A 22934-nucleotide genomic window follows, 5' to 3' on the forward strand; every position below is an offset into this window, starting at 1 on the left:
CGGAGACTGCACTCGTGGTGATCAACGAAGATGACGTTCAGCCTGCGGGTATCCGTGGACGCCTGGGTGAGCTGTGCTATGCCAGCGGCTTGTTGCGGCCGTTGCAGCATGCACGTTTATACATGCGCCAGGATTTGCGCATTCTTGCCTATCACCGTGTGCTGACCTTGCCGGATTCGCGGGGGTTCGACTTCGACCTGGCCCTGATCAGCGCCTCGGTCGAACTTTTCCGCGAACAGATGCTGCTGCTGAAGCGGCGCTTCCGCCCGATGCGATTGAGCGATGTGGTCGCCGCGCTGGATTCGGGATCACGCCTGCCTGCGAATGCCGTGGTGGTGACGTTCGACGATGGCTATGACGACAACTACCACGTGGCGTATCCGATCCTGCGCGAGCTGGGCATACCGGCCACCTTTTTCGTGTCCACCGGACATATCGACAGCGGCCAGCCCTTCGCCTACGACTGGCTGGTGCACATGCTGCTGCGCACGTCGGCACAACAACTGGTGCTGCCGGAACTGGAGCTCGATGTGCCGATACCAGCCGAGCGTACGGCCCGTCGCGAACTTGGCGCCAGCGTGCTGCGGCACATGAAGCTGTTCGACGATGCTGCCCAGCAAGCGGCCATCGCGCGCATGGAATGCGAATGGCAGATGCCACGCGAGGCGGCACGGCCATCCGAGTGTCGGCCGATGAACTGGGACCAGCTGCGCGAAATGCATGCGGCGGGTTTCGAGATCGGTTCGCACGGCGTGCATCATCGGATGCTGGCGAAACTGCCACAGGATCAGATGGAAGAAGAGCTGATGGAGTCGAAGGCCTCGCTGGAGCGCGAGATCGGCGTGTCGGCCATGCTGCTTTCGTACCCGGTGGGTGGCGACCTGGCGTTTGATGATGGGGTAATCAAGGCGACCGCGGCGGCCGGCTATCGTGCCGCCTGCAGCTATATCTGCGGCACCAACCTGCACTCGGCGACGAACCGCTATGCGCTGTTCCGTTTGCCGGTCGAGCGTACGATGGGAATGGGCTGGTTCGCCGCGATGCTGACCTTGCCCGAGCTGATGGGGTATCCCACGGCAAGTCGCGCGGGCATCGCTGGACCGGTGCAAGCATGTTCCTGTTGAGTCTGCTCTATCTGGTGCTCACGATCATCCGGCCTCAGGACTACCTGCCTGGGCTGACAGGCGTGCCGGTGCTGCCGGTGGTGCTGGTGCTGGCATTCCTGGTCTGGCTGGGCTCCGCTGGCAAGACCTTCGCCGCGCCACAGTTCCTGATACTGCCGGTGTTCCTGCTGGTGCTGATGGTTTCCCAGGTCGTCAATGGCTGGACTGGTGGTGCGCTGGACGAACTGGCGAAGTTCGGGCCGACTGTGGTGGCCTTCTTCGTGCTTGCCACGTGCTGCACCAGTCAGCATCGGGTGACGGTCGCCATGTCGGTATTCGTGCTGTGCGCGGTCGTGCTCGCGCTGCATGGCGTGGAGCAGGCCGATACCGGCGTCGGCTGGACGGGCATACCGATCGGCGAGGATGGGCGCATCCAGTACGTGGGCATCTTCAATGATCCGAACGACCTCGGCTTGCTGTTCGCGGCGACCATGCCGATGGCGGTTTTCCTCAGCCGTCGCGGCGGTTTTTTCGGGCGCATCTTCTGGCTTGCCGCGACGGTACTGCTGCTCTACGGCACCTATCTCACCAATTCACGCGGTGCCATGCTCTCGGTGCTGGTCGTGGCCGGCATCTATATCTGGCGTCGCCGCGGCATGGTGACGGCGGGGGTGCTCGGCGTCATCGGACTGGCATGCATGCAGTTGCTGTCGTCACGCATGCAGGATCTCGATGTCGACGACGAATCGGCCTATGGGCGCGTGGATGCCTGGTATTCCGGGCTGCACATGTTCATGTCACATCCGGTGTTTGGCGTGGGCGCCGGAAATTTCACCGAGTACAACGACCTAACCGCGCACAACTCGTTTGTGCTGGTGCTGGCCGAGACCGGCTTCGTCGGATACATCCTGTGGCTGGCCTTCGTCAGCTATGCTTTCCTGATGATGCTTGCGGTGCTGCGCTACAAGCCGGGGACGGTCGCGGGTCCGGAGCAGACGGCCGATTGGCGTGGCGAGTGCGGGATCGCGTTTACTCTGCTGCTGTCGCTATGCGGCTTGTTCACCTCGGCGTTCTTCCTGAGTCGCAGTTATACGGTCGTGATGTATTTGCTGACCGCCGTAGTGGTCGGTTACTACATGGGGCTTCGGCAGCGCTTTCCGGAGCTTCCGGCCTTCAGGTTGTCCGAGAGCTGGTGGCGTTGGGTGCCGGCGGCTGTGGGAAGCATCGCCGTGATGTTCGTGGTGGTTGCCGTGTTGCTGCGCAGCGTATGACCGAGGCCGCCATGACGGTCATCATCGGAACGTCAGGTCTCCTCGTGACGCAGGTGATGGCGAGGTGCTGGTCGGGAAACGGGATGCCCGACGCAGGCGTGGAGAGGCATTCATGATCAGCAGTTGGTACGAGCCGGCTTTCCGTCGGGTGCTCTATCCGGTCTACGAGACCGGATTGCGCCGCCGTCGCACGCTGGCCTACCTCAACGAATATCAGCGCAATCAGTGGCTGGCTCCGGAACAGATTGCCGCGCTGCAATGGAGGCGGCTCAAGCTTCTGCTCGAACACTGCCAGCGCGAGGTGCCTTACTACCGCCAGCGCTGGCGCGAGCTTGGGATCACGGTGGCGGGTATCCGCAATCTCGACGACTACGCGCGCCTGCCGCTACTGACCAAGGCCGATATCCGCAACCACTTCGACGAGCTCAAGGCAGACTCCTGGCGCGAGCGCCTGCTGTATAAGGCCACCGGCGGCTCGACCGGCGAGCCCATGCGCTTCGGCTATACCCGCGAAAGCAACGATCGCCGCACGGCGGTGATGTGGCGCGGCTACGATTGGGCCGGATCGCGCATGGGGCGGCGCACCCTGTTCCTGTGGGGAGGGGCGGTGGGTGAGCCGACCCGCAGCCATCAGTTCAAGGATCGCCTGTACAACGCTGTGTTCGCGCGGCGCGTACTCAACAGCTTCCACATGACCGAGGCCAACATGGCGGAGTATGCCGACGCCATCGACAGCTACCGTCCCGACATCATCGTGGCCTATGTCGGACCGCTGCTGCGACTTGCGCAGTGGCTCGTCGCCAGCGGGAGAAAGATCTGGCGGCCGCAGGCGATCATCGGCGCAGCGGAAGCGCTGCACGAATTCCAGCGCCAGACCATCGAGCAGGCGTTCGGCTGCCCGGCCTACAACACCTATGGATGCCGCGAATTCATGCTGATTGCGTCGGAGTGCGAGCAGCGCCATGGCCTGCATGTGAATGCCGATCACCTGGTGGTCGAACTGCGCAAGCCACAAAACGCGCCGATGGATGCGCAGGCCGGCGAGGTGGTGATCACCGACCTGTTCAACTACGGCATGCCGTTCGTGCGCTACGCCAATGGCGACATGGCGACGGCATCGGCCGCCCGCTGTTCTTGTGGTCGCGGCCTGCCGTTGCTGGATCGGGTCGATGGCCGCGTGCTCGACACGATCCGCACGCCGGCCGGCCATGTGCTGCCCGGCGAATTCTTTCCGCACATGCTGAAGGACGTGAACGGGCTGGAGCGCTTCCAGCTGGTGCAGCGCCGGCTCGATCGACTCGACCTTGCGATCGTGCGCGGTGCCGGCTTCGACGATGCTTCGCTGGCCTATATCCGCCGCGAAGTCGCCAAGGTGCTGGGCGGCAGCGTCGAGCTGCATTGCCATTTCGTCGACGACATCCCATTGACGCGCAGCGGCAAGTTGCGCGTCACGGTTTCCGAATTGTCGCCGTGAACATCACCCACTTCGTCGAAAACCTGAATCGCGGCGGCCTGGAGCGCATGGTGCTGGAGCTGGTCAAGACCCAGCAACGGCAAGGGCATCGCTGCCAGGTCGTATGCCTGTTCGAGCGTGGTGCGCAGGCAGATGAACTGGACGCACCGGGTGTGCCGGTCAACGCGTGCGACAAGCGCCAGGGCCTGGACCTGCGGGCACTGGCACGGGCACGGCGCCTGCTGCGTGCCCATGCTACCGAGGTACTGCATACGCACAATGCGGTGGCGCATTACCAGGCGGTGCTGGCCAGTTGCGGCCTTGGCGTGCGCCACGTGATCAATACGCGGCACGGCATGGGTGGCAATCCGCGATCCGGGCGGCGCGAATGGTTTTATCGCCAGGCGCTGGCGCGCACGGATGCGGTGGTCACCGTTTGCGAGGCGGCGCGTCGCGATGCCATCGCACGTGGCATCGTGCCGCAACAGAAGGCGAGGGTGGTGCCGAACGGTATCCGGGTGGAATTGTTCTGGCGGGCTTCCGACGGCATGCGCCAACGCTTGCGGCAGACGCTGGGACTGCCGGCGCAGACGCAGCTGGTCGGCTCGGTGGGGCGGCTCAACTGGGCCAAGGACCAGGCCGGTCTGATCCGTGCATTTCACCAACTGCACGACCAGCAACCCGATACCGCGCTGGTGCTGATCGGTGACGGCGAGCTGCGTGCGGAGCTGCAGCGGCGTGCCATCGTCGAAGGTGTGGCGGGTCGCGTGCACTTTCTCGGTGATCGCAACGACGTGCATGAACTGTTGCAGGGGCTTGACCTGTTCGTGCTGTCGTCGCTGAGCGAAGGCTATTCGATGGCCTTGCTGGAAGCCTGTGCAGTGGGGCTGCCGATCGTGGCCACCGACGTCGGCGGCAACGGGGAAATCATCCGCGATGGCAGTACCGGCCGGCTGGTGCCGGCAAGTGATCCTGCGGCGCTGGCAACAGCCATGCTGACGCTGCTGCAGGAGCCCGGGCAGGCGGCTGCACTGGGCGATGCGGCGCGCCTGTGGGTCGAGCAGCATGGCTCGCTGGAGGCAATGGCGGAGCGTTATGCCGAGCTTTATCAGGGTCCAACGGACTGAATCATGCGATTGAAGATCCTGGTGCTGACCAACCTGTTTCCGACTCCTTGGGATCCGCTGCGCGGCGCGTTCAATCGCCAGCAGTTCGAGCGCCTGGGGCAGCGCCACGATGTCGATGTGCTCACGGCGGTGGATTTCCGCGAACGCCTGGCCGGTGTGCGCGGCGAGGTGAAGGTGCCGGGCTTGCGCACGGATCATTTTGTATTCGTGTATCCGCCGCGCATCGGCCGCTCGCTGCATGCGCTGTGCTGGCTGCTTTCGCTGCTGTGGCAACGCGGCAGCCGCCTGCGCGCCGCGCATTACGATTGCCTGCTGGTCAGCTGGGCCTATCCCGATGCTGCTGCCGCTGGCTGGTTGGCGCGGCGCCTCGGCATTCCCTATGTGGTCAAGGTGCATGGCAGCGATCTCAACGTGCAGGCCAACCATGCGTTGCGTCGACGCCAGATCCGCTCGGCCTTGCGCGGCGCCGCCGCGGTGATTGCGGTAAGCCGTGCACTCGCCGACAAGGCGGTGGCGATCGGCGCGGATGCGGCCAAGGTGCACGTGCTCTACAACGGCGTCGACAGCGAGCTGTTTTCGCCCGGTTCGCGCAGCGATGCGCGCGCACGGTTGCAGCTCGCGGCCGAGTCGCCATTGCTGCTGTACGTCGGCAATCTCAAGTCGAGCAAGGGCTGCCTCGATCTGCTGCAAGCGCTTCCTGCCCTATTGGCAGCACGGCCACAGGCACGCTTGGTTTATGTAGGAAATGGACCGTGCCGCACGGAATTGCTTGGGCGCGCCGCGGCGCTTGGTTGTGCCGGGCGGGTGGCGTTGGTCGGCGCCGTCGCGCATGCGTCGCTAGGCGACTGGTTCCGTGCCGCTGACCTGTTGTGCCTGCCGAGTCACAACGAGGGTGTGCCGAACGTGGTGCTTGAGGCGATGGCCTGCGGCACGCCGGTGGTGGCCACCCGCGTAGGCGGCATTCCGGAAGTCGTGCCCGAGTTTGCCGGAATCCTGGTGCCGGTGCGCGAGCGTAAAATCTTGTCGACGGCACTGATCGATGCCTGCGGGCGAATCTGGGACAACGCCGGCATCGCGGCACACGCCAGCCGCTTTCGTTGGGGAGATAATGTGGAAGAGCTCGACCGTATTCTGCAGGGCGCCGCCGGATCTCCCATCACCCTCGATTCGACTGCATGAACCTCAAGCCGAAAAAACAGCAATTGCTGAGCCTGTTGCCGGATGCGCTGGTACAGACGCATGGGCCACGCCATGGCAATGCCCGCTATCTCAGTTTCGATGATGGCCCGCATCCGGAGTACACGCCGCGGCTGCTGGATCTGCTGGGCGAATCCGGCGCTCACGCCAGCTTTTTTGTGGTGGGACGCAAGGCCGAGCTCTATCCGGCGGTGGTCGAGCGCATCGTGGCCGAGGGGCACCTGCTCGGCAATCACTCGTTCTGGCACCAACGGTTCGCGCAGATGTCGCTGCGTGAGCAAGTGGTCGAGCTTGACCGCACGGATGAGGTGCTTGCCGCGTTCGACCGGCGCGCCTGCCATCGCATACGACCGCCACAAGGTTGCCTGACGTTGCCCCTGCTGCTGCATCTGGCGCGCCGGCGCCGCAGCGTTGCCTACTGGTCCTACGACAGCCTCGACTATCAGCATCAGTCAGGCGCAGAACTGGCCGCGCGGATGCGTAACCAGCCACCGGCTGCCGGCGACATCGTGTTGATGCACGACGACAGTGACTGTGCGGGTGAGGCATTGAGCACGTTGTTGCCCCAATGGCGGGCCAGCGGACACGAATTCCGCGCGCTGTCGCCGGATGCTGCATGAGGATTCTCTATCATCACCGTACGCGTGGACGGCATGTCGAAGGCGTGCACATTCGCGGCATCGTCCATGCCTTGCGCGAACTCGGTCACGAGGTCACGGTGATGTCGTTCCCGGGCGCCGATCCCGAGCATGAGCCGGCTGCGCAGGCGGCCTCTGGCCGGGGTCGATTGGCCGGCGCAATTGCCCGGTTGCCCGGCGTGCTGTTCGAGATGCTCGAGCTCGGCTACAACCTGGTGACCTTGTTGCGCATGAGCGCAGCGATTCGCCGGTTGCGGCCACAACTGATCTACGAGCGTTACTCGCTGTTCCTGTTTGCCAGTGTCTGGCTGGCGCGGCGTCGGGGAATTCCGCTGGTCCTCGAGATCAACGACTCGGCCCTGGTCGAACGTGTGCGGCCGTTGCGCCTGCGGGGGTTGGCGCGACGCATCGAAGGCTGGTGTCTGTGCAACTGCACTGGCCTGGTATTCATTTCCACCTATTTCCGTGCGCAGGCCGAGGCGGCTTACGGAACGATTGCGCCGTCGGTAATTTCTCCCAACGCCGCCGACCTTGCGCGTTTCGATCCCGACCGATTCGATCGTGTACGCATGCGCGCCGAGCATGGCCTGGCTGATCGCGTGGTGTGCGGTCACATCGGCGTATTCGCGCACTGGCATGGTGTCGATGCGTTTGTCGATGCGATTGCCAAACGCCTGGCCGAGGCTCCGCAGCTGTCTCTGGTGCTCGTCGGCGACGGCCGCACCTTGCCGGTGGTGCGTGCGCTCGTGGCCGAGCGCGGGCTTGCCGACCGTGTGCTGCTGCCGGGCCGGGTGGCGCACGATGAAATTGCCGCCTGGATTGCCTGCATGGACTATGCGGTGCTCCCGGATTCGAACCAGTACGGCTCGCCGATGAAGCTGTTCGAGTTCATGGCCATGGGCGTGGCGGTGGTGGCACCCGATTACGCGCCCGTGGCGGAAGTGATCCGCGATGGACAGACCGGCTGGCTGTTTCCGCGCCGGGAGACTGGCATGTGTGTCCAGCGCGTGCTGGATCTGGCCGCGCGGGAAGACGAGCGGCATCGCGTCGGTGCCGCCGCGCGGGATTACATCGCACGCGAGCGCCAGTGGCGCAACAACGCCGAGCAATTGCTGACCTTGCTGCCCTCGGGAGCATCCAGTTGATGATGGCCATCGTCCTGCTGGTTCTCGTCCTGCTTTTCGTGCTGGCTGCGCTGGTGCTGCTGTGGGCCATTCGCGCACGCAATATGCAGATCTGGCTCGCCAGCTATCTGCGCCGCCGGCCGCCGTCGCCGCCTGCCAGCGGCCCGGTGCACGTGATGTTCTGCTTCGTCGACCACTTCGAGCCGGCCTGGGGGCGGGTCGATCTGGCCACCCAGCGCGAACGGGTCGATCGCTGGTGCCGCGACTACCGGCTGCTCGCCGCCGCCCATCGCGATGCAGACGGTCGGCCGCCACAGCACAGCTTCTTCTATCCCGAAGAGGAGTACCTCGAGGAGCACCTGCAGAAAATCGCTGCGCTGTGTGCGGAAGGTTACGGCGAGATCGAGATCCACCTGCATCACGATGACGATACCGCGGAAAACTTCAACGCGACGATCAGCCGTTTCAACGAGCTGTTGCACGAGCGCCACGGCGCATTGCCGCGCGATCCGCGCAGCGGCCAGCTGCGCTTCGGTTTCATCCACGGCAACTGGAGCCTGGACAACTCGCGCGCGGACGGGCGCTGGTGCGGTCTCAACAACGAGCTGATCCTGCTGCGCGAGCTGGGCTGCTATGCCGACTTCACCTTGCCGTCGGCCCCGAGCGATACGCAGACGCGCATGGTCAATGCGATCTACTACGCCACCGATGATCCGCTGCGGCCGAAGTCGCACAACACCGGTGAGCCGGTGCGGGTGGGCGGCAAGGCCAGCGGCGACCTGATGATCGTGCAGGGGCCGCTTGGGCTGAACTGGCGCGAGCGCCGCTACGGGATCATTCCGCGCATCGAGAATGCCGATGTGCGCCGTGCCTGTCCGCCGACCCCGGCGCGGGTGGACGCCTGGGTGCGCACCGGCGTGCATGTCGAGGGACGCCCCGAATGGGTCTTCGTCAAGGTGCATACCCATGGAACCCAGGAGCGCGACATGGATACGCTGCTGGGCGACGCGGCGCATCGCATGCACAACCATCTCGAGCAGGCCTATAACGACGGCACGAACCATGTGCTGCACTACGTCACCGCGCGCGAGGTGTACAACATCATCAAGGCGGCGGAAGCGGGTCATGCAGGCAATCCCGATGACTATCGCGACTACGAGTTGCCGCCACCGCCGGGCATAGCCGCCGCACGCGCCATGCGGAGCGCATGAGGGGACAGACAGTGAGCGGTGACCTGGTCAGCGTGATCATGCCGGTTTACAACGCTGCCGCGTGGCTGCGCCGGGCAGTCGACTCGGTGCTGGCGCAGAGTCATGCCAACGTGGAGCTGGTTGCAGTCGACGATGACTCACGGGACGAATCGCTGGCGATCCTCGAGACCTATGCGCGCGCAGATGCACGTGTGCGCATACAACGGCAACCGACCAACAGTGGCGTGGCATCAGCCCGCAACGCTGGCATTGCTGCGGCGCGTGGTGACTTCATCGCCTTCCTGGATGCGGACGACTGGTGGCATCCGGCCAAGCTGGAGCGGCAGCTGGCCGGCATGCACGAAAGCGGTGCTCTGATCAGCTATGCGGCGTACTGGCGGGTCGCCGAGGATGGCCGGGTGCTGGGGCAGGTGACGCCGCCGGCACGGGTCGATTGGCGCGACATGCTGGCCAGCAACTTCATCGGCAACCTGACCGGCATGTACGCACGCAGCCTGGGCGACGTGCCGTTCCGACGCATCGGTCACGAGGACTATGTGTTCTGGCTGGAGCAGGTGCGTCGCGCCGGGGTGGCGGTGCGTGTCGAGTCTGTCGAGCCGCTGGCCTGGTACCTGGTGCGCGAACATTCGCTGTCGGCCAACAAGCTGCGAGCCGCCGCATGGCAATGGGCGATCTATCGCCAGGTGGAGAAACTCGGCATGACGCGCTCGGTGGTGTGCATGTTCCGCTATGCATGGCATGCCCTGGCCAAGCGCAGGGGCACGTAACCGCCAGCGTGAGTGGGGGCTGTCCTGTCAGTCGTCTTTCTTCGACACGATCCACGCATCCGTGGTGGCCAGCACCTCTGGCGATTTCATCCGGAAGCGCTCGTCGATCTTCAGACTGTGGCTGCCAAGCAGCTCGCGTGATGGCAGGTGCGTCGTGGGTTCGGTGGCCAGGATCTGCTGCCCCGCCGACTCGAACAGGTTTACGAAGTCATCGTGGCGCAGCCGGTTCATGTACATGTAGCGGTTGCCGGCGTACCTGTCCCATTCGGCGTCGGAATACTGCAGGAAATTGACCGGGGAGATGCTGCCGTCCGAGTGCGAGAAGTGATCGGAATAATCGATGCGGTGAACAAACAGGCCGCCATCGCGGATGATCCGGCTTCCTTCCGCGAGGATCTTTTCCAGGATCGCCGGCGGGATATGCTCGAAGACGTTGAACGAGGTATGGAAGTCGATGCTGCCGGGGGGTAGTCCAGTTTGCGCGGCATCGCCCGGGGCGATGTACCGGATGTTGCACAATTCAAGCATGGCATCGATGTCGAAGCCGGCCTGCCGGTGCAGCTTCAGCAGCTCATCCAGCCGTTTCTGATCGAGCAAGGGGCCGAACAGGCGCTGCATGTCCGCACGGTTGTCCGCCATGTACTGCAGGCCTTCCATGACCAGCTCGGGCCTCACGTACGGATTCAGGTCGATGGTTATCGTGCCCTTCGCACCCATCAGCCAATACGCGAGGGGGGTGATGGGTGCGCGCCCCGTGCCGACTTCGAAGAAGGTTTTTCCGGTCGAGTCGTGGCCCAGTTTCCTGATCTGCTGCCAGGTCTCGATGCCGGCAGTCAGGCGGGAAACCGGATTCATCCTGCGCAACCCGCCGAAGTGCCGCTGGATCCAGAAATAGGCGGCATACGAGGATTGGGACGGGAGCAGCGAGACTGCGTTTTGGATACGGGCTTTCAGTTTCCAGTGCATCATCAGTCCCCTGAAAACTTCTTCGCCGCGGTGGCGCGCGATTTACGTTGCAGCCAGCGCAGGCAACGATAGGCCCAGCGCAGCGGCGTGATCATCTGGAAGCATATGCGCGGACCGATGCCGCGGATGACATGCAGGGAGCCACACGGGTTGTTCTGATCGGCGAGCACGCGCTTGTACTGGTTGTCGCCGTAGCCGAAGTCGATCGACTCGCCAGGATAACGCTCAAGGAGATCCTGGATCGCCTGGAAGACCAGGGCCGAGCCCACGCCAAGCTGGGCGAATTCCTCATCGTAACCCGTGTCATCGAGCAGGTAGCGGCCGCCAAGGCGATAACCATGCACATATGCAATCGGGCGCGTGCCGAGCATCAACACATGCCCGATCATGTGCCGATGGCGCGCCAGTTGCTGAAACAGTGCACGGCGCGCGGGCAGCTCCCAGTCGATGGCCAGTGCAGCCGCGTGCCAGCTGCGCGCGTATACCTGGTTCATCAGCCGGCAGTAGTCGTCAATCTGTTCCGGTGCATCGAAGATGCGCAGCTGCGCCTCCGTGCCGAGCTTCTTGTACACATTGCGCAGCCGGCGTGTCAGGTCATTGCGGCGCTTGGATCCAAGCTTGGTGAGGTACGCGGCGAGCGACTCTTGGGGCTGGATCGTCCAGTTCAGTTGATCGAGCAGGTTCGAGCGGATGCTGGCGAAGCGTTGCCGGCCTTGCGACAACGCGGTTGCCAGGCTATTCGGCAGCGCGGTCTCCTGGATATGAATGACGCGAACGGTTGGATCGCGCTGGAGTTCGGCAGCGATCGTGCTCTCGGCGCTCGCGCGGTCACGCGATACCGCGACGACGCCGGCTCCGAGCAGGCGCAGCAGGCGGCCCCGGTAGATCGGAAGCTGGTGTGCGCCGAATGCAACCCGGGTGATGCCTTGCCTGACGACAAATGGTGCATAGCCGATGATCCGGCCATGGTCGTCCCGGGCCAGCACGAGATGAAGCGAGGCCGTGCTGCCACGGCTCTCCAGTTCGAACAGCAGCCAGTCCGGATGCTGCACGATGCTGGACGCAGCGCCCGGCATTTCCGCCAGGCATGCAAGTTCGTCGCGCAGGCCGCGTAGTGCTGTCACGCTGTCAATGGTTGCCCACGGCAGCTGATCGTTCCCCAGAGCCGTCATGGCAGTGTCTTGCTCCATGGTCGGTGCAGGCCATTCAACAGGCGCATCAGCATCCTGCCGGGCAGGCCAAGACGGCTGGTGATCGTCGTCATCAGCCGATAGTCATCATCGGTCCAGTAGTGCACCAGGATGCTTGCCGGGACATACACGGCGACAAAGGCGCCGGCGCCTGCGATGAAGCCGTAATGGCTGGGCAGCAGTGCCGTGACCAGCCATGCCGCTGCGGTCGCGACAATGCCGACGCAGAACAGCCGTGCCATCGGGACCACCGGGATGCCGCCGGTAGTGGCGCGTCGCAGATAGAAGATGGCGAGTCCGAGTTCCGTGATGCGTGTACCGGCGTAGGTCAGCACGGCGCCCACCAGCCCGAAGTGCGGGATCAGGCTGATACCCAACACGGCATTGGCCACCAGGGCGATGATCGTGATGCGGATGCGGTCGTCCTGGCGATCGACCACCGTCTGGAATGCCGAGATGCTGTTGACGATAAGCAGCAAGCCGCCCAGGACCAGGATGGCCTCGATCGCCGGTATCGCGTGGACGTAGCGGTTGCCGTACATCAGGGTGACGATCTCGGGTGTCGTCACCAGGCCGAGACCGGCGATTGCAATGCCGACGGCCCAGTAGAAGCGGGTGGCCTCGGCGAGGAAGTGCGCGGCATGTTCCTGTCCATGCTGTCCGAACGACTTGGCCATGTATGGCAGCAGCGTGGAGGTGAGCCCCACCGAGAAAAGCTGTACCGCGCCACGGGTCAGGGTGAGGGCGATCGCAAAAAAACCGACCGCTGTCGTGGTGGCGAACGTATTGAGCAGGAACACCTCGATCGTGCTGCCCTTGAACGAGCCAAACAGGACCAGCACGGCGGTCAGGCGCAGATGGCGGTAGAGACGCGTGCCGGTGTCCTTCGGAATGGGGCCGCTCGCGTAGGGCCGGCAATATTTCCGATAGGCCAGACGGTTGAGCAGATTGAGGATCAGGCAGGCGATCGCGAAGATGGCGATGAAGGCGAGCAGCCCTGCATGCATGGTGGCGGCACCGATCACCAGTGCCACGCCAATCGCACCGCCAATCACGGTGGCGATGGCCTCCGGTTCGAAATGCTCCTGCCCCTTTTCGATCGCGACCAGCATGGCGTAGTTGGCCTTGGCCGCCACCGCCACGACCACCAGCACCGTTACCGGAAGCAGGAACTGGTTCCATTCGGTAGGCCTGACGATGATTGTCGCCAGCACGAACAGCGCCAGCACGATGAACGAGCTGGCATGCTGGAGCTGGCCGAGGCGGTGCGAGATGTGCGAGGCGATGCCCGGTTCACCGGCACCGTCGGCCTCGGCGATGAACTTGGTCGACGACGTCGTCAAGGCATTGTTGCTGCAGGTGATCAGCCAGCCGCACAGCCACACCGTGAAGGCGTAACGGCCGAAGTCGGCCGGCCCCAGCGCGCGCGCGATCCAGATGCTGACGACGAGACCGAGCGCGTACTCGATATAGGTCGAGACCGAGACGATGGTGACGCTGCGAAGTACGGCGAGGCGCTGGTTCATGCCGGTGACACCACGCAACAGGGCAGTGCTCCGGCCGACCTGCGACAGGGATCGCGAAAATGCGTGTGCAGCCGTATCCCGGATTGCTTCATGGCGTTGCATGTTCCGGTGTGGGCTGCGGCTCGCCACTGCCCGCGGGTTGACGGATCAGCCACTGGGCCACACCGCTGCCGCGATTGTTCCAGTTGAATCGCCGCAGCGTTTTGCTGCTGGCTGCACAGGCGATGTTGTAGGAAGGGGCGAGTTCGTCGAACCGCCGCTTCAGCGCCGCGCTTTGCTTCGGGTCGCGTTCGAAGTAGTAGGCCGCAGCGATGGGCAGCGCGAGTTCCACGTTGTGCGTATCGCTGTACCAGCCTTCGGAGTCCTGGATGGCTTCCAGCGCCTTGGTCGTTGCGTGCGCCGATGACCAGTACCAGGCGATCAGCCCGTTGGGCCCTGAGCAGGGGTCGCGCCAGTCGTGCGGCGTCACGAGGAGGTCCGGGCTGATCCATCCGTAATGCTCCAGGTAGCGGCCGAATCCGGTGATCATCTTCGGTATGCGCTTGTCACCGGTGACCAGCCACGCGTGCCACAGGCCGTCGATGATGTTTTCCGTCATCCACGGCGATGCTCCGCGCACGTCGGTTTCGGGGTTCCACGAGTCGTTTTCATGCAGGTTCCAGCTGTTGCGCCATGAGCCGTCGTTGCCGAGGCCATCCGGATTGTTCTGCTGGTGCGCGTAAAGCCAATCGAGGCGTTCGTTGATGCGGGCGAGATCGCGTGCTTCGCCGGTGAGCTCGTAGGCGCTCACGGTCTCCAGCAGGCCGAGGCCCACCAGACGTTCCGTGAAGTACTGCCCGGCATTGGTGTAAGGCCCGGGTTCGCCGCTCCAGCCGCCGTTCGCCCACAGCGTTGCCATGTCGTCGACCGTGTGGGCATCGTGTGCGCTGTCGTCCCCGGTCAGGGCGAGCGAAAGCAGGATCGGTTCCACATAGACATATTTCACGTCGCAGGGTTTGCCTCCGTACGACCATCCGCCGGCGCAGGACGGGCTCATCGGCAATCCATCGCGGCGAATGTATTTCATGTAGAAGTGATAGCTGAGGATGGCGGCTTGCAGATAGTCGAATCGACCCGTTCGAATATAGGCCTTGTACAAGGTGGTGGGGCGATCGAACAACCACGCCGTCGAGTCCTTGACGGGCAATTCGCGGGCCCACTCGAATTGCGTGGAAACATAATTGGCGTAGGGCTCATTCGAGGCGGCCGGCTGCTGGGGGCCGGCGATCAGCGACTGGCATAGCCATTGGGGCGTCAGGGTGGCCACGACCGTGGGCACCAACAGGTTCTGATCGCCGGCGACGAGGCCCTTGGCATACGGCCAGCCCGCAAGATCGAGCATGCGGGGCTTGCCGAGCGCGAAATAGAACGTGGACTCGTCCGTCCCCAGGTCGGCGTGGAATTGCACGCGCACGGCACGTACGCTGCCGTCCTTGAAGTGCCACTTCAGGGTTGTCTGGACGGCAGCGGGCACTTCCGTGCCACGGGCGTCGAGTATCCGCAGCATGCGGGGGTCACTGAGAACGCCGGGTGCGAACGGGATGCCGACGGACACCAGGACCGCCTTGTCGGCGCCGGCGTTCCGGTGCAGGACGATGCGCTGATTCCGCTGCGCATCGGGCGGCGTTGGACCACGGGCGGCATCAGTGTGACTGCCTGCAGGAGTGCCGGCCGCAACGGCTGGGTGGTGTCGGGCCCATGCGCTGGAATTCGCCGGCAGGGCGATGTACAGCGCCATCGCACTCAGGGCCAGCATCGCTGATCGCAGCATGCGCACGGTCACTTCTCCGCGAAACCACTATTGCGGAGCGCACGGGCCTGGATGCCAGGCGCGCCGCTGCGCTCGCCATGCCGACTCCTGTGCCGGACATGGCTGCCGATGACGAGGATAGTGTTCATCCCGAAGCACCCGCAGGGAGGTTGCGATGGAGCCAGTCTTCGATGAGGCCAAGCAGGTGGGTGCGGTCGACCGCGAGGACATAGGTATGGTCGGCCTCCTTTAGAAAACTCACGCTGACGTTCGGGTGAGTGCCTACACGGCCAAAGCATTCGCCGAATTGACGAAGATGGTTGAAGTATTTGCTTGCGCCACCGCTATAGATGAAGCACAGCTTCAGGCCGCGCTTCAGCATGTCTTCCAGGTCATCACGTACCTGCGCTGCCGGCGGAAAATCGACACCGAAAACCGGTGCGTCAACTTGCTGTGCTGCGCGCAGGCGGCGCGTGAGGAAGCGGGTGACACGGGCCGGGCTCAACAGTCGCGGCAAGTAATGGCGCACTCGGTAGCCAAGAGTGCGGTAGGCATAGCCATCGAGAAAGATCGCGCCGATGACCCTGGCATCGGTGCACGCCACCCGATGCGCGTTCACGGCGCCCGAGCATAATCCGATCAGCACGAAACGCGTGCAGCCGGCTTGTTCGTTCAGCAACGCCATGGCGTTGGCCACATCGGCGCGAACCTGCTGCTCGCGCGATTGCGACTCGCTGCTTGCGCCGCTGTCGCCCAGCGTGGACAGATCAAAACGCAATGTCGGATAGCCGCAGGCATTCAGGCGACGGGTCAACTCCACATGTAGCCGGAACGGTCCAATTCGATGCACCAGGCCGGCATTGAGCACGATCACGCCGATATTGCCGTGGAGCGATGCGGGCAGGCCCACCATGCCGATCAAATGCCGGGCACGACCGAATCGGTAGGCATGTTCCTGCATCAGCATGTACCCCGAAGGTGGTTGCACACGGTCTGGATCAGCTCATGCGAAAGGATCGCCAGTTCCAGGCGATCGAGGTCGTCCCAGGGTGTCGGGGGCTGCAGCGGTATCGCCGTCACGTTGGTTGCGGCAAGGCGAGTCCAGTCATGCGCCGATATGGCAGGCGAGGAGTCCAGCAACAGTGTCGGTATGGCTGGCGGTTCCGGGTGAAGCTCGATCAGTTGCTGGCGCAAACGGGCACCGACGGCAAAGCCGAGCCACTGGCCCGCGATATCCGCACTGGTCCGTGGCTTGATGAAACGTGTCGTGTCGCATTGCAACGCAACCTGCAGCGCATCGAGTCGAGCGACGTAGGCGGCGCCGTCGAGCACCGGGTCCCACATGACGAGTTCGACAAGATGTGCGGCTGTTGCAGCCGCGAGGGCGATACTGCCCCCGAGCCGGGCGCCGAAGGCGACGATACGGTCACATCGACTGAGTGTGCGCAATTGGTCGGCGGCGGCCAGGGTATCGTCGACGCATCGGGTCCAGTCGACATCCGCGCTGCTGCCGGCCGAATCGCCGCTGCCGTAATAGTCAAAACGCAGCACCGCGACACCTTCCGCGACGAGCGCGTGAGCCAGCTGCCGATAGAGTCGATGGCTGCGGACCAGATCCTGGCCGAATGGCGGGCACAACAAGACAGCTTTGGTGGCGGGGGCAGCGGCAGGATGGTAGATGCCGAACAACTCGTCGTTCGATCCGAAGTGGCATGGCAGTTCTGCTTCGGCCTGTGCCATTACCGTTTGTACACGATGCCGGCGTAGATTTCGCTTTCCCGATAACTCTGGTCCAGCGAATTGCTGTTGCGCCGTTGATGACTCAGTGAGACACGCCAGCTCCAGTGTGGTGTCCATTGTTCGGTCAGGTTGAGCCCGTAGCTGATGGTGTTGTCGCGCCTGTCGAGGGTCTGGTATTTCGTGCTTTCCTGAATGGCAAATGCCGACAGGGTGAGCGTTGGCCGGAGTCGATAGTCGATGGAGAAATTGCCGCCGTGGCCGCTCTGGTTGAAAGTCGGGCCGTTGAGGTAACTCAATTTGGTGTAGGACGGGGCCACGGAAACCGTGAATCGGTCGGCACGATAGGCATAGCCCAGTTCGACACTCCGCTCCAGATACACCTGTGAATTGATCGCAGTGTCGCCGGTGCTGATGCCACCCGTGGTCGGGACGACGATCTGGCCGATGCCGGGTTGCACCATCATGCTCTGTGCCGCATCGGAATATTGGCGAGCGGCAGCAACCGTGAAAGTGCTGCGCTCCGTGAAGCGCCAGTCCAGAGACACCCGCGCCAGCGGGCTCGACGCGGTCTGCGTACCTGCGCCGTCGAAATCAATCTGCGACCAGCCGAGTACGGCGTCGAGATCGAAGTGCGCCAGCTTGCTCACATATTCGCCATATAGCTCGTTGCGGGTGTAATCGGGACCGCCGCCACTATTGGAGAAAGCAATGCGCTGGCTCTCGATGTTGAGCGACAACACATCGGTGGGGTCGATATCCTTGAAGACGCGCAGTGCCGCCTGCCCGCGCTGCGAATTGAATTCATCGGTCTTCTGCGCGTAACTGTTGATATAGGTCAACTCTGCCTGCCCGCGCAGCGTGCCGCCGAGCTGGAAGTGCAGCGTGGGACCGAGCGCGAACACGTTCGTCTGCTGCTGGTTGTTCGGTGCATTGCTGACCAGCGAGTCGATCGGCTGGATTCCCGCGAAATCCTGCACGGTAAAATCCAGGCGTTGCGGTGACACGGTCCAGTTGGCCTGGCCGGCAAGCTGGACCTGTGTCTGGTTGTTGAATGTGTTGCCGAGAAAATCACGGTACTCGAGGTCGCCGGCGACATTGGCCTGGATGGTTGAACCCTGTTGCGTGTACGCGAAATTCAGGCCAGGGATCAATATGTTCTGGCTGATCGGGTCGGTCGTGCTCAGGGTGATGTTATTGCTGTGCTCGATGCCTGTATACAGCGTGTAGTCGAGTTGTCCGGCGAAGGCCGCGCCTGAGGCAGCGGCGAGCGCCAGCGTGGTGGTGCAGGCAAGCTTGATGGACGCTGGCATGTTCCCTCTCCCCCATGGATGCATCTGTGGCGGGTGTTTGGTGACGCAGCACTGCAGTAGTCGAATTCGGAGAGTCCCTTGTGCCTTGTCAGCACACCCCGGTTGCCATGTAGCCTTGCCCCTGTTGCATCGGCTGGGCGACTTCGTGGCTGCCTGACGACAGCCATGCGTGATCGGTGTTCAAGACTCCTGTCAGGGAGCGTGGTTGAACACCACTCCAGCAAGCTTGCTTGTATCGAAATGGGCGACGGCCTGACTGATCGTCGCCGGTGTGTCATGACCGTAACCTGCCACCACGACCACGAAGTCGGCCAGTTCGGACAGGATCCGTGCATCCGGTGATCCCTTGATCGCCGGTCCATCGAGAAAAAGATAGCGATCCGAGTAACGGCAGCGCAGCGAGTCGACTACTGCGCGCATGCGGAACGAGGAAAAATATTCGGCCACGTTTTCACGCAGCTTGCCAGCCGGCATCAGGCGAAGACGCGGGATACCGGTGTGGTAAAGCACCGATTTGATGCCATGCGCCGGATGTTCCAGATAGTCGATCAGGCCGCCGCTGACGGGGTTCACGCCCAGCGCCTCGTGCTGAACCGGATAGCGCAGGTTGCAGTCGATCAACAGGCTGGTTTTGGACTCGTCAAAGGCAAACGCGGTAGCGAGGTTGCGTGCGACGAAACTGCCCCCCGAACGCGGGCTTACCGATACCACCAGGGTCACGAAATTCTGTGCCCCGCCGAGCCAGAGCAGGCGCGTACGAATTTCGCGAAAGGCATCGGACTGTTTGCGGACGGATGCCTCGCGATGGATAAGCCGACGCTGCTCGAGCTGCAGCGGCGCCAGCGCGGCACTTTCCTGCATCTGCGCGATCGAATGACCGGCTGCATCGTGCGGGGCATGACTGCCGCTCGTGGCCTCCAGTTCGGGATCGCCGGGGAAGGCGAGCAGCTTGTCGTCATCTCTGCTGTTCATGCCATCCCCCTGAGCTTGAGTCCGAACAGAAGCAGGTAGGCCAGGACGACTACCAGAACGATTGCGACCAGAGACATGTTCCGCATGTGCTGGCGGCGGCGGTCCTGCGGCGTGGAGTAGAACGGGACCGCTGCCAGCACCATCAACCCGGTGGAGCGCTCCAGTTGCTCGACCGAGCGTACTCTCGGGTCGAATCGTGCAATGGCGAACAGCAGGCCGAACGGGATCGCCAGCGCGAGGACGATTCCCGCAATGGCGAAATGCATGAAGCGCAGGCCCGACGGGGTGAGTGGCATCACGGCGGGGTTCTGGATGAGGAACGTGAGGCCGCGCTGTTCGGCATCGAGGTTCATCGAGACGCGCGCGTTCTCGCGACGCTTGAGCAGATCCTGATAGACGTCGCGGTTAACGTTGTAATCGCGGGTCAGTTCGGAGGTCACGTTTTCCGAGTTGGCGATGCGGTTGCTGCGTTCCAGTTCGGACTGCAGCATGGCTTCGCTTGCGCTCATGCGCGCACTGGTCGCTGCAATGTCACTGCGGGTTGCCGAAACCTGGCTCTTCAGCTGCTGATAGAGCGGATTGAATTGCACGCCGTTGTCGAGTGTCGTCGGCGTACCCGCGAGGCGGGCGTTCTGCTTGCGCTGATCGGATTGGGCAAGCTGCTGCTGCAGATCCTGCATCTGGTGCCGGATACGGATCACGTCGGGGTACTCGGCGGTATAGGTCAGCAGCAGCTTGTCGAGCTGGGTCTGCAATTCGGCTAGCTGGGTTTGATAGATACCCTGGGTGGTCTGCACCGCGCTGACTTCGGATTCGCCGGACAGCTGCGCATTCAACGAGGCCTCCTGCGAGCGTTTTTCCATCAAGTCCATGCGCGTGTTTTCGATCTGGCTGCGCAGCTGGCTGATCCGCGAATTGGTATCGGCTTCGCTGCCGGGGCGTGCATCGGCGTTGGCATCCCGGTATGCCTTGAGCTTGTCCTCGGCGTCGGTCAGCTTCTTCCGGTAGGCCTCGACCTGGCTGTTGATGAATTCGTAGGCGTCGCGGCTCTCGCGTTGCTTGGAGGCCAGGCTCTCGCTGATGAACAGCTGGGCAAACCGCCGGGTGACGTCATAGGCCCGCTTGGGATCGGAGTCGTAGTAACTGATCGTGATCAGGTTGTCCTGTGACATCTGGACCCTGGTGCGGGCCTTGATGCCCTCGATGATGCGATCCTGCTCGATCGGCGCCGGATGGGCGGTCATCCAGCCGCCGGTGATCAGGACCTGGTCCATGACCTTGCGGCTGAAGATCACGTCGCGCGCGATGCCGGCGCGGTTCTTGTTGCCGGTGGTCGAGGCCGCTCCCTCCATCAGCGGGGTGATGATGCTGCTTTCCTGCGCAAGAATGGTGGTGGAGGCATCGTATTTCTTCGGCCATAGCACCCCAATTACCAGCGCGGCCAGTGCGATTGCCGCAAAAGTCAGGCCCATCGCAATCCGATGCCGCCGCGCTTCGCTCAGCAACACGGGCAGCATGCTTTCGAAAGGTACGAGTTCTCCGCTCATTCCATCCCCCTGGTCCCTTCAATCCCCGCGGTTTCAGAAAGCGCGTTGCTGCACGGTGATGACGTCGCCTGGCTGCAACGGATAATTGGTCGTCAAGTCGCCCTGCTGCAGGACCTTGTCGAGACGCACGGCGTAGGGCGTGGTGACGCCACCCTTGCTCTCGCGATAAAGCTCGGTGCGGTCGGGGGCGGCGAATTCGGTGGGGCCACCGGCCGCCAGCACGGCATCAAGAACGGTCATGCCCTGCCGGTACGGCACTGATACCGGCGTGCGCACCGCGCCGGTCACACGGACTCGCGACAGGTATTCATGGCTGCGCAATTCGGTCAGGATCACCGCGACCTGCGGGTCACGCACGAAGGCCTGGAGCTTGCCCTTGATCACGGTGGCCACTTCCTCGGGCGTGTGACCACCAGCCTTGACGTCACCGATCAGCGGCACGGTGATCATGCCGTCCGGGCGTACCGGGACGCTCACACTCAGTTCCGGGTTTTGCCAGACCGAAATCTGCAGCTGGTCATCCACGCCGATGTGATAGGAGGCCACGGCCTGGACGTCGGGATCGAGTGGCGGAGCCTTGTCCGACCCGGACACCGTGGCGCAGGCAGCCAGCATCGAAACGAGAAGCAACGCGAGGAGGCGGCAGAGACTCTTCATGGAGGTTTGACCATAGTCTGAGTTCACAAACGCTATCATAAGTCAATTGACGTGCGTCACGTTTATGGAAATTGATCTAGACAGTTTGGCCAGCATCGCGCCGGGTTGCTATCCGCTCTTCAAGCTGTGGATAACGTTCGTATGGATTGCATGGCTGTCTACCCGGGCCGCCGTCCGGGCGTGCACTTGCCGCAGGAAAGAGGGGGCAAGGTGGCGGCATGTCTTTCAGGCGCAACAGGACAACACGAGGGTTTTCGGCGAACATAGCTCCATGTTCGCCACCACTTCCCCCTGGACTATCCCCGCTGCACGGCGCGTTGACTGGCGCGTCTGTGTTGCCCCGATGATGGACTGGACCGACCGGCATTGCCGTTATTTCCACCGGCTGCTGTCACCGCGGGCGCGGCTGTATACCGAGATGGTGACGAGTGCGGCGCTGGTGCGTGGCAGGCAGCTGCGCCTGCTTGAGCACAGCCAGCAGGAACATCCGCTGGCGCTGCAGCTGGGCGGCAGCGAGCCGCGCGAGCTGGCGCAGGCGGCGCGTTTCGGTGCCGAGGCGGGTTATGACGAGATCAACCTCAACGTGGGCTGCCCGTCCGACCGGGTGCAGTCGGGCCGCTTCGGCGCCTGCCTGATGCGCGAGCCGGTGCTGGTCGGAGACTGTGTAAAGGCGATGCGCGATGCCGTCAGCATTCCAGTGACGGTGAAGTGCCGCATCGGCGTGGATGATCAGGATGACTATGCTGACCTGCAGCATTTCACCGAGGTCATGCTGCAGGCCGGTGTCGAGGTGCTGGCAGTGCATGCGCGCAAGGCCTGGCTGCAGGGCTTGTCGCCGAAGGAGAACCGCGAGGTTCCACCGCTCGACTACGAGCGGGTGTACCAGCTCAAGCGCGAGTTCCCGCAACTGGTTGTCGTCATCAACGGCGGCATTACCACGGTAGAGCAGGTGCAGGCGCACCTGACACGGCTGGATGGCGTGATGCTGGGCCGTGCGGCGTATCACGATCCGTACCTTCTGGCACAAGTCGAGGCGGCGTTGTACGGCGAGCCCTTGCCGCCACGTGATGACGTGCTGCGCCACCTGCGCCCCTACATCGAGGCCGAGCTGGCACGCGGCACCGCGTTCAAACACATCAGTCGGCATCTGCTGGGCTTGTACCAGGGTGAGCCGGGTGCCCGCGCGTTCCGACGCACCCTCAGCGAGGGTGCGCATCTGCCGGGTGCCGGCTGGGCCCTGCTTGAACAGGCGTTGGCGCCGTGCGCGGTGGCGGCGTGACAGCCGGCGGCCATCCGGTCAGTATTCAGCCGTGATTGCCTACGCTGGACGCTCCGGTTTGTGCCGG

The 22934-nt window shown here is 63.4% G+C and carries 20 protein-coding genes; 10 read left to right on the forward strand and 10 right to left on the reverse strand.

Annotation, left to right across the window (positions count from 1 at the left end; all coding sequences use genetic code 11):
* Window positions 1-14 precede the first annotated feature (14 nt).
* The 9 genes from ACYVKM_RS14015 (at window position 15) to ACYVKM_RS14055 (ending at window position 9891) form a co-directional block, all read left to right on the forward strand.
* Complete coding sequence (locus tag ACYVKM_RS14015) at window positions 15-1124, forward strand: polysaccharide deacetylase family protein (protein ID WP_460878232.1); 1110 nt, start codon at window positions 15-17, stop codon at window positions 1122-1124.
* On the forward strand, window positions 1112-2374 hold the full coding sequence (locus tag ACYVKM_RS14020; protein WP_460878233.1) for an O-antigen ligase family protein: 1263 nt from the start codon (window positions 1112-1114) through the stop codon (window positions 2372-2374). The genes ACYVKM_RS14015 and ACYVKM_RS14020 overlap by 13 nt, the downstream gene beginning before the upstream one ends.
* Window positions 2375-2486: 112 nt before the next feature.
* Window positions 2487-3848, forward strand: a complete 1362-nt coding sequence (locus tag ACYVKM_RS14025; protein WP_460878234.1) for a phenylacetate--CoA ligase family protein — start codon at window positions 2487-2489, stop codon at window positions 3846-3848.
* A complete protein-coding gene (locus ACYVKM_RS14030; protein ID WP_460878235.1) occupies window positions 3845-4954 on the forward strand; it encodes a glycosyltransferase in 1110 nt (369 codons plus the stop codon). Before ACYVKM_RS14025 ends, ACYVKM_RS14030 begins: the two co-directional genes overlap by 4 nt.
* A 3-nt stretch (window positions 4955-4957) precedes the next feature.
* Window positions 4958-6133, forward strand: coding sequence for a glycosyltransferase (locus ACYVKM_RS14035; protein ID WP_460878236.1), 1176 nt, complete (start codon window positions 4958-4960; stop codon window positions 6131-6133).
* Window positions 6130-6771: a polysaccharide deacetylase family protein gene (locus tag ACYVKM_RS14040; protein ID WP_460878237.1), complete on the forward strand. Its 642-nt coding sequence runs from the start codon at window positions 6130-6132 to the stop codon at window positions 6769-6771. The genes ACYVKM_RS14035 and ACYVKM_RS14040 overlap by 4 nt, the downstream gene beginning before the upstream one ends.
* Window positions 6768-7934: a glycosyltransferase family 4 protein gene (locus tag ACYVKM_RS14045; protein WP_460878238.1), complete on the forward strand. Its 1167-nt coding sequence runs from the start codon at window positions 6768-6770 to the stop codon at window positions 7932-7934. The genes ACYVKM_RS14040 and ACYVKM_RS14045 overlap by 4 nt, the downstream gene beginning before the upstream one ends.
* The gene (locus ACYVKM_RS14050; RefSeq protein ID WP_460878239.1) at window positions 7934-9124 is read left to right on the forward strand and encodes a hypothetical protein; all 1191 of its coding nucleotides are present in this window, start codon (window positions 7934-7936) and stop codon (window positions 9122-9124) included. Before ACYVKM_RS14045 ends, ACYVKM_RS14050 begins: the two co-directional genes overlap by 1 nt.
* Window positions 9121-9891 carry a glycosyltransferase family 2 protein gene (locus tag ACYVKM_RS14055; RefSeq protein ID WP_460878240.1) on the forward strand — a complete coding sequence of 257 codons (771 nt, stop codon included), beginning with the start codon at window positions 9121-9123 and terminating at the stop codon, window positions 9889-9891. Before ACYVKM_RS14050 ends, ACYVKM_RS14055 begins: the two co-directional genes overlap by 4 nt.
* A 27-nt stretch (window positions 9892-9918) precedes the next feature.
* Here the strand turns inward: ACYVKM_RS14055 and ACYVKM_RS14060 are convergent, their stop codons facing one another.
* From ACYVKM_RS14060 to ACYVKM_RS14105, 10 genes are all read right to left on the reverse strand, one after another.
* Window positions 9919-10746, reverse strand: a complete 828-nt coding sequence (locus ACYVKM_RS14060; RefSeq protein ID WP_460878241.1) for a methyltransferase domain-containing protein — start codon at window positions 10744-10746, stop codon at window positions 9919-9921.
* 113 nt (window positions 10747-10859) lie between these two features.
* On the reverse strand, window positions 10860-12029 hold the full coding sequence (locus ACYVKM_RS14065) for a GNAT family N-acetyltransferase (protein ID WP_460878242.1): 1170 nt from the start codon (window positions 12027-12029) through the stop codon (window positions 10860-10862).
* The gene (locus ACYVKM_RS14070; protein ID WP_460878243.1) at window positions 12026-13573 is read right to left on the reverse strand and encodes an oligosaccharide flippase family protein; all 1548 of its coding nucleotides are present in this window, start codon (window positions 13571-13573) and stop codon (window positions 12026-12028) included. The genes ACYVKM_RS14065 and ACYVKM_RS14070 overlap by 4 nt, the downstream gene beginning before the upstream one ends.
* A gap of 88 nt (window positions 13574-13661) precedes the next feature.
* Window positions 13662-15395, reverse strand: a complete 1734-nt coding sequence (locus ACYVKM_RS14075; RefSeq protein ID WP_460878244.1) for a hypothetical protein — start codon at window positions 15393-15395, stop codon at window positions 13662-13664.
* A gap of 112 nt (window positions 15396-15507) precedes the next feature.
* Entirely contained in the window at window positions 15508-16323 is an 816-nt protein-coding gene (locus tag ACYVKM_RS14080) for an alpha/beta fold hydrolase (RefSeq protein ID WP_460878245.1), read from the reverse strand.
* Window positions 16323-17219, reverse strand: a complete 897-nt coding sequence (locus ACYVKM_RS14085; RefSeq protein ID WP_460878246.1) for an alpha/beta fold hydrolase — start codon at window positions 17217-17219, stop codon at window positions 16323-16325. The genes ACYVKM_RS14080 and ACYVKM_RS14085 overlap by 1 nt, the downstream gene beginning before the upstream one ends.
* Window positions 17102-18412, reverse strand: a complete 1311-nt coding sequence (locus tag ACYVKM_RS14090; RefSeq protein ID WP_460878247.1) for a surface lipoprotein assembly modifier — start codon at window positions 18410-18412, stop codon at window positions 17102-17104. Before ACYVKM_RS14090 ends, ACYVKM_RS14085 begins: the two co-directional genes overlap by 118 nt.
* A gap of 192 nt (window positions 18413-18604) precedes the next feature.
* Window positions 18605-19384 carry a P-loop NTPase family protein gene (locus ACYVKM_RS14095; protein WP_460878248.1) on the reverse strand — a complete coding sequence of 260 codons (780 nt, stop codon included), beginning with the start codon at window positions 19382-19384 and terminating at the stop codon, window positions 18605-18607.
* Entirely contained in the window at window positions 19381-20931 is a 1551-nt protein-coding gene (locus ACYVKM_RS14100; protein ID WP_460878249.1) for an XrtA system polysaccharide chain length determinant, read from the reverse strand. The genes ACYVKM_RS14095 and ACYVKM_RS14100 overlap by 4 nt, the downstream gene beginning before the upstream one ends.
* A gap of 33 nt (window positions 20932-20964) precedes the next feature.
* A complete protein-coding gene (locus ACYVKM_RS14105) occupies window positions 20965-21588 on the reverse strand; it encodes an XrtA/PEP-CTERM system exopolysaccharide export protein (RefSeq protein WP_460878250.1) in 624 nt (207 codons plus the stop codon).
* Between the two features lie 271 nt (window positions 21589-21859).
* Here ACYVKM_RS14105 and dusA point away from each other — a divergent pair, with 271 nt between their 5' ends.
* Window positions 21860-22867, forward strand: a complete 1008-nt coding sequence (gene dusA, locus ACYVKM_RS14110) for a tRNA dihydrouridine(20/20a) synthase DusA (protein ID WP_460878251.1) — start codon at window positions 21860-21862, stop codon at window positions 22865-22867.
* The last annotated feature ends 67 nt before the right edge of the window (window positions 22868-22934 follow it).

Source organism: Rhodanobacter koreensis, assembly GCF_054782855.1.